The organism is Kitasatospora sp. NPDC001159 (assembly GCF_053598235.1).
Genome location: NZ_JBSFJV010000017.1, coordinates 83,381 through 100,080, shown reverse-complemented (window position 1 = coordinate 100,080; position 16,700 = coordinate 83,381). Strand labels below are relative to the sequence as shown.

At 73.2% G+C, this 16,700-nt stretch carries 13 protein-coding genes; 9 read left to right on the top strand and 4 right to left on the bottom strand.

Annotation, left to right across the window (positions count from 1 at the left end; translation table 11 throughout):
• Positions 1–14: 14 nt before the first annotated feature.
• The 4 genes from ACWC9T_RS11890 (at position 15) to ACWC9T_RS11875 (ending at position 3,939) form a co-directional block, all read left to right on the top strand.
• On the top strand, positions 15–248 hold the full coding sequence (locus ACWC9T_RS11890) for a hypothetical protein (RefSeq protein WP_449820896.1): 234 nt from the start codon (positions 15–17) through the stop codon (positions 246–248).
• 128 nt (positions 249–376) lie between these two features.
• Positions 377–922, top strand: a complete 546-nt coding sequence (locus tag ACWC9T_RS11885; protein ID WP_449820895.1) for a methylated-DNA--[protein]-cysteine S-methyltransferase — start codon at positions 377–379, stop codon at positions 920–922.
• Between the two features lie 360 nt (positions 923–1,282).
• Positions 1,283–2,704 carry a family 2B encapsulin nanocompartment shell protein gene (locus ACWC9T_RS11880; RefSeq protein WP_449820894.1) on the top strand — a complete coding sequence of 474 codons (1,422 nt, stop codon included), beginning with the start codon at positions 1,283–1,285 and terminating at the stop codon, positions 2,702–2,704.
• 185 nt (positions 2,705–2,889) lie between these two features.
• On the top strand, positions 2,890–3,939 hold the full coding sequence (locus ACWC9T_RS11875; protein WP_449820893.1) for a family 2 encapsulin nanocompartment cargo protein polyprenyl transferase: 1,050 nt from the start codon (positions 2,890–2,892) through the stop codon (positions 3,937–3,939).
• A gap of 49 nt (positions 3,940–3,988) precedes the next feature.
• Here ACWC9T_RS11875 and ACWC9T_RS11870 read toward each other — a convergent pair whose 3' ends face one another.
• The gene (locus ACWC9T_RS11870; protein WP_449820892.1) at positions 3,989–5,029 is read right to left on the bottom strand and encodes an NAD-dependent epimerase/dehydratase family protein; all 1,041 of its coding nucleotides are present in this window, start codon (positions 5,027–5,029) and stop codon (positions 3,989–3,991) included.
• A gap of 223 nt (positions 5,030–5,252) precedes the next feature.
• Between ACWC9T_RS11870 and ACWC9T_RS11865 the strand changes: the two genes are divergently transcribed.
• Both ACWC9T_RS11865 and ACWC9T_RS11860 read left to right on the top strand, forming a co-directional pair.
• On the top strand, positions 5,253–6,590 hold the full coding sequence (locus tag ACWC9T_RS11865) for a DUF1254 domain-containing protein (RefSeq protein ID WP_449820891.1): 1,338 nt from the start codon (positions 5,253–5,255) through the stop codon (positions 6,588–6,590).
• Between the two features lie 75 nt (positions 6,591–6,665).
• Positions 6,666–8,000, top strand: coding sequence for a DUF1254 domain-containing protein (locus ACWC9T_RS11860; RefSeq protein WP_449820890.1), 1,335 nt, complete (start codon positions 6,666–6,668; stop codon positions 7,998–8,000).
• Positions 8,001–8,085: 85 nt separating this feature from the next.
• Here the strand turns inward: ACWC9T_RS11860 and ACWC9T_RS11855 are convergent, their stop codons facing one another.
• Complete coding sequence (locus tag ACWC9T_RS11855; RefSeq protein ID WP_449820889.1) at positions 8,086–9,948, bottom strand: BACON domain-containing protein; 1,863 nt, start codon at positions 9,946–9,948, stop codon at positions 8,086–8,088.
• Between the two features lie 141 nt (positions 9,949–10,089).
• Between ACWC9T_RS11855 and radA the strand changes: the two genes are divergently transcribed.
• Complete coding sequence (radA, locus tag ACWC9T_RS11850) at positions 10,090–11,601, top strand: DNA repair protein RadA (protein ID WP_449820888.1); 1,512 nt, start codon at positions 10,090–10,092, stop codon at positions 11,599–11,601.
• Between the two features lie 202 nt (positions 11,602–11,803).
• Positions 11,804–12,862: a DNA integrity scanning diadenylate cyclase DisA gene (disA, locus tag ACWC9T_RS11845; protein WP_270151163.1), complete on the top strand. Its 1,059-nt coding sequence runs from the start codon at positions 11,804–11,806 to the stop codon at positions 12,860–12,862.
• Between the two features lie 127 nt (positions 12,863–12,989).
• Here disA and ACWC9T_RS11840 read toward each other — a convergent pair whose 3' ends face one another.
• On the bottom strand, positions 12,990–13,874 hold the full coding sequence (locus ACWC9T_RS11840; protein WP_449820887.1) for a hypothetical protein: 885 nt from the start codon (positions 13,872–13,874) through the stop codon (positions 12,990–12,992).
• Between the two features lie 251 nt (positions 13,875–14,125).
• Between ACWC9T_RS11840 and ACWC9T_RS11835 the strand changes: the two genes are divergently transcribed.
• Complete coding sequence (locus ACWC9T_RS11835) at positions 14,126–15,001, top strand: HhH-GPD family protein (RefSeq protein WP_355672223.1); 876 nt, start codon at positions 14,126–14,128, stop codon at positions 14,999–15,001.
• Positions 15,002–15,100: 99 nt separating this feature from the next.
• On the opposite strand, the gene ACWC9T_RS11830 is transcribed toward ACWC9T_RS11835, so the two are convergent.
• The gene (locus ACWC9T_RS11830) at positions 15,101–16,696 is read right to left on the bottom strand and encodes an MDR family MFS transporter (RefSeq protein WP_449820886.1); all 1,596 of its coding nucleotides are present in this window, start codon (positions 16,694–16,696) and stop codon (positions 15,101–15,103) included.
• Positions 16,697–16,700: the final 4 nt, after the last annotated feature.

Sequence of the window (16,700 nt, the reverse complement as noted above, 5' to 3'; positions counted from 1 at the left end):
TGAGGAGGTTGACCATGCCCGGTTCGCTCACCATCAGCCACCACGAGGCCGCCGTCGTCCTGGACCACACGGACGCGGCACGGCTGGCCACGGTACTGGCCGAGCTGGCGTACCTGCTGGAGATCCCGGGGCCGAACCGGATCAACGAGGCGCAGCTCACCGTGCTGTGCGAGGGCCGTACCCCGGACCGCGCCGAACTGTCGCGCTGGTCGCGGGGGCTGGCCACCGAGCTGAAGGGTCGGCTCTGATCGAGGAGGTCCCCGCCGGAGGCCCCGCCGCCCCGCCGTACGATGGCGCGCGGGGCGGGCGGGTCCGGTCCGGCTCCCGGGTGCCGGGCTGGCCGGCGGCCGGTCCGGCGGAGGGTGGGGGCCCGAGCGTGTCGCAGTCCTGGTCGTTGTCCTGGCTGACCGTGCCGACGCCGCTGCCCAGCGGTCCGATGCACATCGCGGTGACGCCGCTGGGCGTCGCGGCGGCCGGTTACGGCGGCCGGGAGGACGGGACGCCGCCGTGCACCGACCGGGCGAAGGCCGCCGCTGTCACCGAGCGGATCGGCGCCTACCTGGCCGGCCGCACCCGCGAGTTGGGCCTGCCGATCGACTGGAGCCTCAGCTCCGGGCCGCACCGTACGGTCCTGCAGACGCTCTGGCGCGAGGTGCCGTACGGCACGACCGTCACCTACGGCGAACTGGCGGCGCGCAGCGGGGTGTTCGAGGACGTCACCGAACCGGGCCTGGCCGCCCGGACGGTCGGGCAGATGATGGCCGCCAACCCCGTCGCCCTGCTGGTGCCCTGCCACCGGGTGGTGGCGGCGGACGGGATCGGCGGCTTCGGCGGCGGCCGGGTCGGGATCGAGGTGAAGCGCTGGCTGCTCACCCTGGAGGGGGTCCTGGAGCCGACGCTGGACTGGAACGGCCCGCTGTAGCGCGCCCGCGGCCGGCGCGTGCGGGTGGGTTCGTACAGCCCTCCCAGGGTCCGGGGTGACGAGGGGCGGGAACCCCGGCGGGCCGTTCGACGGCGTCGAACGGCAGGGTCGCCGCGTACGGGAGGTGTCGATTCGTGGCGCGGGCCGGGCGGTCGATGGAGGAGGACGGGGCGCAGCACGCCGATGAGTTCGAATAAATAGTCGAACAAATATCGATCTGGCGATCTAGCCGTACTATTTGTTCGGTTATTTCGAACCACTCGAATGAGTGATTGCGGTCTACCCCGAACGGGCCCACCATGAAGTTGCAACATGGATGTGCAAGGCGACACTTCATCGGGTTTGCGAAGGGTTCCCCATATGCCGACCGAAACCAATGCCGGAATTCCTGCGCCGGGTGCGCAGCCGGAGATCCGGCAGCAGCAGTCACTGAGCACGGCGGGCGCGCGGAACCTGGCCACGACCACCAAGTCCGCGCCGCAGATGCAGGGCATCAGCCCGCGCTGGCTGCTCAGGACGCTGCCCTGGGTTCAGGTGTCCGGCGGTACCTACCGGGTCAACCGCCGCCTGCGCCACAAGGTCGGTCGCGGTCGGGTGGGCTTCGCCAAGACCGGTTCCGAGGTGCGGATCATCCCGCAGACCCTGGTCGAGGTGCCGGTGCTGCGCGGTTACCAGGACGAGGCCGTGCTGGAGGAGCTGGCCGGGCGCTTCACCCAGCGGCAGTTCGCCGCGGGCGACGTGCTGGTCACCGCCGGTTCGCCGATCAGCGAGGTCTTCCTGATCGCGCACGGCAAGCTGGACCGGCTCGGCATCGGCAAGTACGGCGAGGAGGCGGTGGTCGGCACCCTCGCCGACGGCGACCACCTGGGCGACGAGGCGCTCCAGGAGGAGGACGGCACCTGGCCCTACACCGTCCGCGCCGCGACCTCCGGCACGGTCATGGTGCTCGCCTGGCCGTCCTTCCAGGAGCTGCACGACCGCTCCGAGTCGCTCCAGCTGCAGATCATGGAGTACCTGAACGGCTTCCAGCAGGCGCAGAACAAGCACGGTGAGGCCGCGATCGACCTCTCCGCCGGCCACCAGGGCGAGTACGACCTGCCCGGCGCCTTCGTGGACTACGAGCTCAGGCCGCGCGAGTACGAGCTCAGCGTCGCGCAGACCATCCTCAAGGTGCACAGCCGCGTCGCCGACCTCTACAACCAGCCGATGAACCAGACCGAGCACCAGCTCCGGCTGACCATCGAGGCCCTGCGCGAGCGCCAGGAGCACGAACTCATCAACAACCCCGAGTTCGGCCTGCTGGAGAGCGCCGAGTACGACCAGCGGATCCAGACCCACTCCGGCCCGCCCACCCCGGACGACATGGACGAGCTGCTCAGCCGCCGCCGCAGCACCAAGATGTTCCTGGCCCACCCCAAGGCCATCGCCGCCTTCGGCCGGGAGTGCAACAAGCGCGGCCTCAACCCGGGCACCGTCGAGGTCGAGGGCAAGCACGTCAACGCCTGGCGCGGGGTGCCGATCTTCCCGTGCAACAAGATCCCGGTCGTCGGCGGGCACACCAGCTCGATCATCGCGATGCGTGTCGGCGAGGACAACCAGGGTGTCATCGGTTTGCACCAGACCGGGCTTCCGGACGAATACCAGCCGAGCCTTTCGGTGCGGTTCATGGGAATCGACGAGAAGGCCATCATTTCCTACCTGGTGAGTGCCTATTACTCGGCTGCGATCCTGGTGCCGGACGCGATCGGCGTGCTGGAGAACGTGGACGTCGCCCAGCGCTGACGACCGGCACCCACCCGATAACCGAGCCCGATATCCGCACCATCCGCGCCGCCCGGCCGGGGAACCCACCCTCGCCGGGCGGCGCGCCGCGACGCGTACGGCCACCGGCCCGCCGCTTCGGTGCAACCCGGCCGCCCGACGCGGCAGGCCATCCCACGACAGGCGCCCTACGGGGGGAGAAACCCATGACGAGTTCCACGCTGGAGCGGGACCGCAAAGAGGGCCACGAGGCGGTGGACATCCTCGCCCGTGCCCGCGGGCTGGTCGACCCGGTCCTGCGGGCCGCCGTCGACTCACTGCCCGGCACGATGCGCAAGGTCGCCGGCTACCACTTCGGCTGGTGGGAGGCGGACGGCACGCCCGCCGAGGCCTCCTCCGGCAAGGCGATCCGTCCGGCCCTGGTCCTCGCCGCCACCCAGGCCCTCGGCGGCACCCCCGGAACCGCCGTCGCCGCGGCCGCCGCAGTGGAGCTGGTGCACAACTTCACCCTGCTCCACGACGATGTCATCGACCGGGACGACACCCGCCGCCACCGGCCCACCGCCTGGCGGGTGTTCGGCACCACGGAGGCCATCCTGGCCGGCGACGCCATGCACTCCCTCGCGCTGCGCCTGGTCGCCGAGGACGCCCACCCGGCCGCCCGCGGCTCGATCCGCCGGCTCGCCGACTGCGTGGTCGAGCTCTGCGAGGGCCAGCAGATCGACTGCGCCTTCGAGCAGCGCAACGACGTCTCGCTCGACGAGTGCCTGGCGATGGCCGAGGCCAAGACCGGTGCCCTGCTCGGCGCCGCCTGCGCGATGGGCGCGCTGTACGGCGGCGGATCCGAGGAGGCCGCCCAGGCGATGGACGGTTTCGGCCGGGAGATCGGCCTGGCCTTCCAGCTGATCGACGACCTGATCGGCATCTGGGGCGACCCGGCCGTCACCGGCAAGCCGGTCGGCGCGGACCTGGTCGCCCGGAAGAAGTCGCTGCCGGTGGTCAAGGCGCTGGGCTCCGGGACCCCCGAGGGCGACCGGCTCGCCGAGCTGTACACGCTCGAACGCCCGCTGACCCCTGAGGAGTTGGCGCAGTGTGCGGCCGCCGTCGAGGGCGCCGGCGGGCGCGGCTGGGCGCAGGGCGAGTCCTGCGAGCGGATGGCGGCGGCGATGGCCCAGCTGGCCGTGGCCGTACCGGAGCCGCCCGCGGCCGACGAACTGCTGGCGCTCGCCGAGCTGGTGACCCGCCGCACCCACTGATTCCTTCCGGAGTGGGAAGTCGGCTGGTCCGATTTCCCACTCCGGTACGTCATCCGAAGGCGGGCAACAGCCGCTGCTCCTTGGCCGGTTCGATGCCCTGCCGGAACGTCGAACCCGGCACCCACTTGCGCCCCTCGGCGTCCGTGTCGTCCGCCGGCCCGCGCCCGCGCAGCCACTCCCAGGTGTCCCGCACGGTCTCCGCGAACGGGCGGCAGCGCAGCCCGGCCGCCCGGGCGCGGTCGGTGTCGACCAGCCAGATGTACTTCCACTCCGGCAGATCCGGTGCCCAGAAGGGGAGTTCGAGCCAGGGCTCGACCTTGTCCGGCCCCTCGGCCAGCAACCGGTCGTCCTCGACCCAGGCCAGCTCGGTGTCCGCCGCGCCCGCGACCTCCCGGCAGGTCTCCAGCCACTCGCCGAAGGTGAGGCGCCCGGGCGGCGCCGTGGTGAGGAAGCGGCCCGCCGTGCCGGCCTCCAGCCGGTCGAGCCCGAAGGCGGCGAAGTCCCGGACGTCGATCACCTGCATGGTCCGCCCGGGATCGCCGGGGGCGAGCACCCGCCCGCCGCGCGCCATCCGCTCCAGCCACCAGGGCAGCCGGCCGCCGAACTCGTGCGGCCCGATCAGGAGCCCGCTGTTGAGGATCAGCGAGCGCTCGGCGCCGAAGCCCTCCAGCACCGCCCGCTCGGCGCCGGCCTTCAGCTCGCGGCCGAAGGGCTGGTCGGGTGGAGTGTCGGCGGGGCAGGGGAGGAGCGTGGAGTCCTCGTCGATCACCTGGGCGGCCCAGTCGGCGTAGGCGTGCACCGAGGAGACGAAGGTGTAGTGGTCGGCCCGCTCGCGCAGCAGCCGCGCGGTGAGCGCGGCCTGGGCGGGCTGTCGGCCGGAGGTGTCGACGACGGCGTCCCAGCTGCGGCCGTCGACCAGTCGGGTGACGTCCTCGGCGCTGTCGCGGTCACCCCGGACGGCCTCGACCCCGGGCAGGTCGGCGGCGCTGCGGCCACGGTTGAAGGTGGTGACCTGGTGGCCGCGGGCGAGGGCCTCGACGGCATAGGCCCGTCCGAGGAAGGACGAGCCCCCGAGCAGAAGGATCTTCATGCCGCACAGCCTCTCCCGGCCGCCCCGGCCGTACGCCCGGGTTCGCGCTGGGCAGAGGAACGTGCGGAGGGGCGGGCGGAGCCGTGGACCGAGGCGCGGGAGAAGCCGGGCCCCGGTGGGGTGCGGAGCAACCGACGTGCCGCCCCACTCCGCCCCGCTTAGCATCCCATGTGTACCGATCTGTCCTGATTCGGCACTGGATTCGGCACTGGGAGAGCGCAGCATGGTCAACCCGGCACTCGTGGACCCGGCCACCATCCGCGCCACCGCCGCCGAGGCCTGGATCCGCGGCTACCCGATCCTGCAGAACTACCGCACCCTCTACGCCCAGGCCCTGGACGAGGCGGACCCGAGGTACGTCGGCGGCTTCGGCGTCTTCCGCCACTACCCGCAGCCCTTCACCCCCGCCAACACCGATGTCGTCACCCCCGACAACGACACCCTGCGCTCCTGGGCCTGGCTCGACCTGCGCGCCGAGCCCTGGGTGGTCTCCGTCCCGGCCGAGGAGCGCTACTACGTCCTCCCGGTGCACGAACTCGACACCGTCTACGCCGGGTTCGTCGGCGCCCGGACCACCGGCCGGGAGGCCGGCGACTACCTGGTGGCCGGCCCCGACTGGCAGGGCGAGACCCCGCCCGGCATCAAGGGCGTCATCCGCACCGCCACCCGGCTGGTCGGCATCGTCGGCCGCACCTACCTCGCCGGCCCCGCCCCCGCCGAGATCGCCGAACTCAAAGCCGTCCAGCAGCAGTACCGGCTGCGCCCGCTGCACCGCTACGCCGGCACCCCCGCGCCCGCCCCCGCCCCGGAGCTGGTCTGGCCGGTCTGGCGCGACGAGGTGATGGACACCGTCGAGTTCCTCTGCTTCCTCGACTTCCTGCTCGGCTTCTTCCCGCTGACCGACGAACTCCCGTCCGCCGAGGCCGAGCTGCGCGGCCGCCTCGCCGACCTCGGCATCGACGGCCGCGGCGAGTTCGAGCCCGCCGCCCTCCCGCTGGACGTCCGCGCCGAGATCGAGCGCGGCATCGCCGACGGCCGGGCCCGGCTGGAGCGCGCCGCCGGTGGACTCCGCGACGCCACCGCCCTGTTCGGCACCCGCGAACGGGTCGGCGCCGACTTCCCGCACCAGGCGCTCGGGGCGAAACTCGGCCTGTACGGGCTGCCCGTCGAGGAGGCCTGGTACGGCGGCTGGACCGCGGACAGCGCCGGCCACCAGCCGCCCAACGCCAGCGACCGCGACCACGTCATCCGCTTCGGCCCGCACGACCTGCCGCCGGCCCGCTTCTTCTGGTCCGCCACCATGTACGCCCTGCCCGGGCGCCGACTGGTCGAGAACACCCTGGAACGCTACTCCATCGGCGACCGCACCCCGGACCTGGTCCGCGACCCGGACGGCGGACTCACCCTCTACGTCCAGCACAAGCGGCCCGCCGACGCCCAGCACTCCGCCAACTGGCTGCCCGCCCCCGACGGCCCGTTCACCGTGGTCATCCGGCTCTACGGGCCGGACCCGTCCGTCCTGGACGGCCGCTGGCAGCTCCCGCCGCTCGACCCGCGCTGACCGCCCCACCCGCCGCCCCACCCGACGGACCGACCCCGACCGACCGACCCCGACCGACCGTACGAAGGACCCCCGATGAACCAGCTCGAGCTGGAGGCCCTGGCCGCCGACGCCTACGTCTACGGCTACCCGCTCGTCGCCGGCCTCACCATGGTCGAGCGCTTCACCATGGGCGGCCTGGGCACCCTCCCGGCGGCGCCGTTCAACCACTTCAGCCACGCCACCCGGCTGGCCGGGCCGGGCGACCACTTCGTCTCGGTCAACAACGACACGACCTACTCGATCGCCCACCTCGACCTCTCCGAGGGCCCGCAGGTGCTGCACGTCCCGGACACCGCCGGCGCCTACTACGTGCTGCAGTTCATCGGCGCCTGGACCGACAACGTCGCCTACCTCGGCAGCCGCGCCACCGGCACCGACGCGCAGACCTGGCTGATCGTCCCGCCCGACTGGCACGGCACCCCGCCGGACCCCAACCGGGTGATCGAACTACCGACCGCCGTCGGCACCGTCGTCGGCCGCTTCGCCTGCGCCGGCCCCGGCGACCTGCCCCGGGTCAAGGCCCTCCAGGCCGAACTCGTCCTGGAGCCGCTGGAGCCCGGCGGCCTGGTCGCCGGACTGCCCGAGCCCGACCAGGACGTCCCCGAACGGCTGGCCTTCTTCGAGCGCCTGCGGGTGTGGATGCAGGCCTTCCCACCCGCCACTCCCGACATCGAGTACCAGCGCCGCTTCGCCCCGCTCGGCCTGCTGGACGACGGCGCCTCGCCGTACCGCGCGGCCGCCCCGGAGTGGACCCTCGCCCTCGCCAAGGGCCTGGCCGCCGGCCGCGAACGGGTCGAGGACGCCATCCGCCCACCCGAGGACCACCCGCCCGGCGAATGGCGCTCCACACTCCACCTCTTCGACTACAACCTCGACCACCTGGGCCCCGGCACCCTCGACGACCCCGAATGGCGCATCCCCGACCGCCGCGCCGCCTACCTCAGCCGCGCCGCCGCCGCCCGCGCCGGTCTCTGGGGCAACCACGCCTACGAGGCCTCCTTCGCGATGACCTACGACGACTCCGACGGCCGCCCGCTCACCGGCGCCAACAGCTACACCCTCCACTTCGACCAACCCCCGCCCGTCGAGGCGTTCTGGTCCGTCACGATGTACTCCGTCCCCGACTACGACCTGGTCGAGAACCCCATCGACCGCTACTCCATCGGCGACCGCACCCCCGGCCTGGCCTACGGCGAGGACGGCTCCCTCACCCTCACCCTCCAACACGAACCACCCGAGGACCCGGTGGCCGCCGCCAACTGGCTCCCCACCCCCCTCGGCGAGTTCCGCCCGATCATCCGCCTCTACCAACCGAAGCCAACGGTCCTCGACGGCACCTACCAGGTCCCCCCGATCCACCGCACCTGACGGGGGCGCCCGCCCCGCCCCTGCCCGCGAGCCGCTCGGCTGCCTGCCCACTCCACCCTTCCGGCAGCCGAGGGCAGTCGGATCCCTAGTGCCCCGACGGCGACGCCGTCGCCGTCCCGGTCGGGTGCGGGGACGCGGTGCCCGTCGGGGTCGCCGAGGGCGTGGGCGTGCCGCTCGGCGTTCCGGAGTGCGAGGGCTCCGGCGTCGGCGAGCCGGAGCCGGAGCCGGACGGCGACGGCGCCCCCGTCCGGCTCGGCGACGGCGACGAGGACGGCGACCCGGTAGAGGTGGCCGTCGCCCCCGTCGTGGGCGGAGCGCTGCCGCCCGGCGTCGCCGAAGGCTCCGCCGACGAGGACGCCGACCCGCCCCGGTTCTGCGGTCCGCCCTCCAGGGCGACCACCGCCTGCGAGGGCGGCAGCGCGATGCGGGCGGTCCAGTGGGTGGTGGGCGCGAGGTTCTCGTCCACGGTGACGATCACGGTGATCCGCTGTCCCGGCGCCAGTGTCCCCGCGTCGCGGCTGAGCCGGAGCCAGCCGACGTCCGTCGCGGCGCGCCAACGGATCTCCGTGGTGCCGGAGTTGGTGAGGGTGAGCACCGTCCGGCTGCCGTACTCGGCGGCCTCGACGGTGAGCAGTCCGGCTGGGGACGGGTCGGCCGGGCCCGGGACGGAGACCCGTTCGACCGCGGGGGCCGGCGCGGCGACCAGGGTCGGGCTGTTGAGCGGGGTCGCGCCCGGGCCCGGGACCGGGACCAGCGGGCCCTGGAAGGTGAGCCGCGGAAAACCCGGCAGCAACGTTTCTGCACCGCCCGAACCTGAACCGGCCGGACCTCCGGGACCCACCCCGGCGCCCGCCAGTTCCAACCCCGGCATCCCGGCCGCGTCCGCCGGAGCACCCGACCACGGCTGCGGCGGCCGCTGCCCGGCCTCCTGCCCGGACTCGTCCACCCGCACCGCCGAGACCGAGGCCGCCGACCCCGACCCGCCGCCGCCCCGGTGTCCGGCCCAGAGCGCGACCACCGGTGCCGCCAGCACCGCCGCGAGCACCCCGGTGGTCACCACCCGCCGCCGGACCGCCAGGCCACGGCCCGCGTCCGGCGCCCGGTGCCGGGGGAAGCCGCCGTGGTCGAACCGCAGCCCCGGCTCGGCGGCCACCGAGCCCCACCGCCCGGCCGCGACAGCTCCCGCCGACGGCAGGTACGCCACCCCGTCCAGCGGGGAGACCGGAGCAGGCGCGGTCAGCAACGGCAGCCCCGACAGTCCCGCCGCACCCTCCGCCGCCTCCCCGGCGGCCACCCGCTCCGCCGTCCCCCGGCAGGTCGGGCAGTCCACCACGTGCTGCACCAGTTCCCGCCGCAGCGCCGGCCCGAGCACCCAGTCCCGCCAGGACTCCGCCCCGGCCCCGCCGAGCCGGTCCAGTTCCGGGCAGCTGCCCACCCCGAGCACCAGCAGCGCCGCCCTGGTCCTGGCCACCTCGGCCTCGGCGGCGGCGAGCAGTTCCCGGGTCCGCTCGAAGGGCAGGCCCAGCACCGCCGCCACCTCCAGCGGGGTCAGCCGGTGCCGCACGGACAGTTCCAGCGCCTCGCGCTGCTCGGGGTCGGTACCGGCCGCCTCCGGCCAGGCGAGCGAGGCCAGCTCGCGCCGCCGCCGGGCGGCCTCGGCCTCGTCGGGCTCCGCCCGGGGCTCCCGGACGGCCCCGTCGGCCAGCCGTCGCAGGCAGCAGTACCGGGCCAGCGAGAACAGCCAGGCCCGCACCAGCCCGGGCTCGGCCAGTCGGGCGCCGTGCCGCCGCGCCAGCTCGCCGACCTCGCGCAGGGCGTCGGCGGCCGCGTCGTGCTCGCACAGCACCGAGAGGCAGTAGGTGAACAGGCCGTCCACCTGCCGGTCGTACGCCGCCGGCACGGCGGCGGCCGGCGACCCGGGCCCGGCCCCAACAGTTCGCGTTGTCACCCGTCCGACGGTAGGGACACCGGGCCGCCCGGCCCCGCCATTCGCCGTGCATGTACTTCTTTCGGGTAACGGCATCGCCCATCTGTGTGGGTCCCGCAGCGGGGACCGGAGCTGTCGTACCCAGGCGCTACGGTGGGCCGCATGCCTCCGCGTTCCAGGACCACCGCCAAGCCGCGCCCGGCCTACCGCTGCACCGAGTGCGGCAACCAGCTGCCCAAGTGGGTCGGCCGCTGCCCGGAGTGCAACGCCTGGGGCACGGTCGAGGAGTACGGCGCGGTGCCGATCCGCACCACCGCCGCCGGGCCCGTCAGTGCGCCCGCCCGCCCGATCGCCCAGGTGGACGGCCAGGTCGCGACGGCCCGCTCGACGGGCGTTCCGGAGCTGGACCGGGTGCTCGGCGGCGGCCTGGTGCCCGGAGCGGTGGTCCTGCTGGCCGGCGAGCCCGGCGTCGGCAAGTCGACCCTGCTGCTGGACGTCGCCGCCAAGGCGGCCACCGCCCAGCACCGCACGCTCTACGTCACCGGCGAGGAGTCGGCCGGCCAGGTGCGGCTGCGCGCCGACCGGATCAACGCGCTCTCCGAGCACCTCTACCTCGCCGCCGAGTCCGACCTCGGCGCGGTGCTCGGGCACATCGAGGCGGTCAACCCGGGCCTGCTGATCCTGGACTCGGTGCAGACCATCGCCTCCGCCGAGCTGGACGGCGCCCCCGGCGGCCCGGCCCAGGTCCGCGAGGTGGCGAACGCGCTGATCCGGGCGTCCAAGGAGCGCGGCATGGCCACCCTGCTGGTCGGCCACGTCACCAAGGACGGCCAGATCGCCGGTCCGCGCCTGCTGGAGCACCTGGTGGACGTGGTGCTGAGCTTCGAGGGCGACCGGCACGCCCGGCTGCGGCTGATCCGGGGGATCAAGAACCGCTACGGCGCCACCGACGAGGTGGGCTGCTTCGAGCTGCACGACGAGGGCATCGTCGGCCTGGCCGACCCCTCCGGCCTCTTCCTGACCAGGCGTGACAAGCCCGTCCCGGGCACCTGCCTCACCGTCACCCTGGAGGGCAAGCGTCCGCTGGTGGCCGAGGTGCAGGCGCTGATGGTGGATTCGCAGATCCCCTCCCCGCGCCGGACCACCTCGGGCCTGGAGTCACCCCGGATCGCGATGATCCTGGCGGTGGTGGAGCGGCACGGCGGGGTGAAGCTCGGCAAGCAGGACATCTACACCGCGACGGTCGGCGGGGTGAAGCTGACCGAGCCGTCGGCCGACCTCGCGGTCGCGCTCGCGGTGGCCAGCTCCTCCACCGACACCCCGCTGCCCAGCAACCTGGTGGCGATCGGCGAGGTCGGCCTGGCGGGCGAGGTGCGGCGGGTGACGGGTGTGCAGCGCCGGCTCGCCGAGGCGCACCGGCTGGGCTTCACCCACGCCCTGGTCCCGCCGGACCCGGGCAAGGTGCCGCCGGGTATGAAGGTGGTCGAGGTGGCCGACATCGGCGAGGCGCTGCGGGCCGTCCCGGGCCGCCGCCGGGCCTCGGCGAAGCCGCGCGGCGAGGGGCGTGGTGAAGCCCCGTCGGCCCCGCCGGCCCCCCGTGCGGCGCGGGTCCCGGCCTTCCCGGAGGAGCTGATGGACGGCTGGGAGCCGCTCGACTCCGACGAACTGCGCTGACCCAAGCCCTGCCGAAGCCGCACGCAGTTAGACTTTCTCCAGTCTCATTGGCTAGAAGGCAGTACCGAAGCGGTACTGAGCGACAGAGCAACAGACCGCGGACCGGCGCACGGCGCGAGGCGCGCGGCACGGGGTCGACCGGAGGAGTCACGTGGCAGCCAGCGACCGGGGGGCGGACAAGGCCTCCCGTGAGGAGGCCCTGCTGCGGGCCTCCCTCACCGCCATCGCGCCCGGTACCGCGCTTCGTGACGGCCTGGAACGGGTCCTGCGGGCCAACACCGGTGGCCTGATCGTGCTGGGTTTCGACAAGACCGTCGAGTCCCTTTGCACCGGCGGCTTCGTCCTGGACGTCGAGTTCAGCGCGACCCGCCTGCGCGAGCTGTGCAAGCTCGACGGCGCGGTGGTGCTCGACAAGGACATCACCAAGATCGTCCGGGCCGGCGTCCACCTGATGCCGGACTCGACCATCCCCACCGACGAGACCGGCACCCGCCACCGCACCGCGGAGCGGGTCAACCGGCAGACCGGCTACCCCGTGGTCGCGGTCTCGCACTCGATGCGGCTGATCGCCATGTACGTCAACGGCACCCGTCGGGTGCTGGAGGACTCCACCACCGTCCTGTCCCGCGCCAACCAGGCGCTGGCCACCCTGGAGCGCTACAAGCTCCGCCTGGACGAGGTGGCCGGTACGCTCTCCGCGCTGGAGATCGAGGACCTGGTGACGGTCCGGGACGTCACGGCCGTGGCCCAGCGCCTGGAGATGGTCCGGCTGATCGCCACCGAGATCGCCGGCTACGTGCTGGAGCTCGGCATCGACGGCCGCCTGCTCTCGCTCCAGCTGGACGAGCTGATCGCGGGCGTGGAGCCGGAGCGCGAACTGGTCGCCCGGGACTACTTCCCGGAGCGGGCCGCCAAGAAGGGCCGGACGGTCACCGAAGTGCTGGCCGACCTGGAGGCGCTCACCCATGCCGAGCTGCTGGACCTGCAGACGGTCGCCAAGGCGCTCGGCTACTCCGGCTCGCCGGAGTCCCTGGACGCCGCGGTCTCCCCGCGCGGCTACCGCCTGCTGGCGAAGATCCCGCGCCTGCCCAATACGGTGATAGAGCGGCTGGTCGAGCACTTCGGCGGCCTGCAGAAGCTGCTCGCCGCCAGCATCGACGATCTGCAGACGGTCGAGGGCGTCGGCGAGACCCGGGCCCGCTCGGTCCGCGAGGGCCTGTCCCGCCTTGCCGAATCGTCCATCCTGGAGCGCTACGTCTGACCGACGCGCAATCGACGGACGGCCCCCGGAGGAACGCTTCCCCGGGGGCCGTTCCGCGTTTCCGGACCCGGGAACGCCGGAGCCCCCGACCGCGCGGCCGGGGGCTCCGAATGAAGTTGACCGTTCCTCAGCCGTCCAGCCGGATCGAGGTCCGGGCCGACACCTTGTCTGCGGAGAGCCCGGTGAGTTCCGCGAGCACCACGTAGGTCCCGCTCGCCGGCGCCGTCTGGTCGGCGGTCGCGCACTGCGGCTTGCTGCGGCTGCGGTCCCAGGTGAAGGTCTCGGTCTGGCTGCCGTTCGCCGGGATCTGCACCCAGATGTCGCCCTTGTCGGGCGGGCAGTCGCCGGAGGACCAGACCCGGTCGTTGTTGTTGCCGCTGACCGTGATCACGGAGGTGGTGCGGCCCAGGTCCACCCGGCAGTTGGTGCCGGAGGAGTTCTTGACCGTCAGGGCCAGCTTCGGCTTGTCCTTCGGCTGGTACGGGTTCTGGCTGGGGTTCAGCTCCAGGGCCACCTGCGAGGAGGCGCAGACCGGGAGTGCCATCACCTCGGGGGTGTTCACCGCCGGAGCGCCGCCGCCCGAGCCGCCGGACCCGCCGGGCGCCCCACCGCCGTTGCCGCCGCCGGTCCCGCCGGAACCACCCGAGCCGCCGGACCCGCCCGCCGGCGCGGGGTTGGCGCCGGCGCCGGTGCCGCCGCTGAGACCGACCTCGCTGCCGCCGCCGCTCACCGGGCCGCCGGTGCCCCCGGCGCTGCCGCCGCCGGGGCGCGCCGCGGGGCCGCTCGGGGAGGCGCCGGGCGTGATCGCCTGAGCGGGGGTCTGGGACTGGGACTGGGGCGGTACGGCCTGCGCGGCCTTGCTCTGTGAGCCGTCGCCGCCGCCCCCGCCCTGATCGGTCATCAGCCAGGCGATCAGGGCGATGACCGCCGCGACGGCGGCGAGCACGATGACGCGCCGACGCCAGTAGATCGAGGCCGGCAGCGGTCCCACGGGTTGACGCAGAGAGGGCACGATCAAACTCTACGAGACTGCGTGTGGCGATTGACTCACCAACACCGCACAGTCGCCCCTTCTTTCACATGATCCGTCATTTGATCCGTTCGAGGGAGCGGTCGAACCGGGATTTCCAAGCGGTTTCCGGACATCTGGAATCAGTGCCTCCACTTCGGCGGCGTCCCCAGCCATGGGAGGATCGAAGGGCCATGACTGCCATCACCGCCACCGAAACGACCGCCGGAACCGCCACCGCGCCCCGACTGCCGATGCCCCTGCCGCTGCTGCACTCGACCGTCCTCGACTGGTACGAGGCCAGCAAGCGCGACCTGCCCTGGCGGACCCCCGACGCGACGCCCTGGGCGGTCATGGTGAGCGAGTTCATGCTCCAGCAGACCCCGGTGAAGCGGGTGCTGCCCGCCTGGCAGGCCTGGATGACCCGCTGGCCCACCCCGGCCGACCTCGCCGCCGAGGCGTCCGGCGAGGCGGTCCGGATGTGGGGTCGGCTGGGCTACCCGCGCCGCGCGCTGAGGCTGCACGCGGCCGCCGTGGCGATCACCGAGGAGCACGGCGGCGAGGTCCCGGACGACCACGCCACGCTGCTCTCGCTGCCCGGGGTGGGGGAGTACACCGCCGCGGCGGTCGCCTCCTTCGCCTTCCGCCAGCGGCACGTGGTGCTGGACACCAACGTCCGCCGGGTCTTCGCCCGCGCGGTGACCGGCGTCGAGTACCCGGCCCAGGCCACCACCGCCGCCGAGCGCCGTACCGCGACCGCGCTGCTGCCCGACGACGCCGAGACCGCCGCCACCTGGGCGGTCGGCGTGATGGAGCTGGGCGCACTGGTCTGCACCGCCCGCGGCCCGGAGTGCGGGGACTGCCCGCTGTTCACCGGCTGCGCCTGGCAGCGGGCCGGCCGCCCGGCGTACGAGGGGCCGGCCCGGCGCGGTCAGTCCTACGAGGGGACGGACCGCCAGGTGCGCGGCAAGCTGCTCGCGGTGCTGCGCGAGGCGCACGGCTCGGTCCCGCAGGCCCGCCTGGACGCCGTCTGGCCGGACGCCGTGCAGCGGGCCCGCGCCCTGGACGGCCTGGTCGCCGACGGCCTGGTCGAGCCGGTCGAGCAGGGCGTCTACCGACTGCCCCGGTAGGCGCACCCCGCAACGGACGAAGACGGCGCCCCCGGAAGGAGAACCTCCCGGGGGCGCCGTGCGAAGCGGGACCGTACGGAGCGGACGCTGCGAGGACCGTCAGACGGCCGCCGCCTCCAGCGAGGACTCGGCGGGCTTCTCGCCCTTGCCGGCGCCGCGCAGCGGCACCTCGCGCAGGAACAGCGAGGCGGCGATGGCGATCACGGCCACCCCGGCGCCCCACAGGAAGACGGTGTGCATGCCGTTGGACACCGCGTGGTGGTAGGCGTCCTGGATGTAGTCGGGCAGCTTGCGCAGCTCGGCCGGGCTGGTCTGACCCGGGTCCTTCATGCCGCCCGGGGGAGTCGGCTTCCCGGCCAGCAGCTCGCCCATGGTGTCCTTCACCCGGTTGTTGAACAGCGCGCCGAACAGCGCGACACCGAAGGAACCGCCGATGGTGCGGAACAGGGTGGCGGTGGAGCTGGCCACGCCCATGTCCTTGAGCTCGACGCTGTTCTGCGCGACCAGCATGGTGATCTGCATCAGGAAGCCCATGCCGGCGCCGAGCACGATCATCCAGCAGGCCGAGGTGAAGCTGCTGGTCCCGACGCCCATGGTGGAGAGCAGGATCAGGCCGCCGGTCATCACGACGGTGCCGATGATCGGGAAGATCCGGTACTTGCCGGTCTTGGTGACGGCCTGGCCGACCACCAGCGAGACGACCAGCATGCCGAACATCATCGGCATCAGCAGCAGGCCGGAGTTGGTCGCCGAGGCGCCCTGGACGATCTGCTGGTAGAGCGGCAGGAAGACGGTCGAGCCGAACATCACGAAGCCGACGATGAAGCCGATGACCGAGACCAGGGTGAAGTTGAGGTTCTTGAACAGGGCCAGCGGCAGCATCGGCTCGTCGACCCGCTGCTCCACGTAGCAGAAGGCGATCAGCGAGGCGGCGGCGAGCGCGGCCAGGCCGAGGATCTCCTTGGAGCCCCAGGCGTACTGCTGGCCGCCCCAGGTGGTGATCAGCACGAGCGAGGTGATGCCGGCGGTGAGCAGGATCGCGCCCAGGTAGTCGATCCGGGCGTTGTTGCGGACCTTCGGCAGCTTCAGGGTGACGACGACCACGGCGAGCGCGATCACACCGAGCGGCAGGTTGATGTAGAAGGTCCAGTGCCAGCTCAGGTGGTCGGTGATGAAGCCGCCGACCAGCGGGCCGCCGATGGTGGCCAGGGCCATCACCGCGGCGAACATGCCCTGGTACTTGCCGCGGTCGCGAGGCGGGACGAGCGCGCCCATGATCGACATGACGCCGACCATCAGGCCGCCGGCGCCCAGGCCCTGCAGGGCGCGGAAGCCGATCAGCTCGTTCATGTTCTGGGACAGGCCGGACAGCGCCGAGCCCACCAGGAAGATCACGATCGAGGTGAGGAAGGAGCCCTTGCGGCCGTAGAGGTCGCCGAGCTTGCCCCAGATCGGGGTGGAGGCGGCGGTGGCCAGGGTGTACGCGGTGACCACCCAGGACAGGTGATCGGCACCGCCGAGGTCACCGACGATGGTCGGCATCGCGGTGCCGACGATCAGGTTGTCGAGCATGGCCAGCAGCATCGTGACGACCAAGCCGACCATCACGAGGCGGATCTCGCGGGGTGACCGCGACTGTTCCTCCTCGGCCGTCTTGTCCTCCGGTACCGGGCCGGCGGTCTTGGACTGTGACATGGGG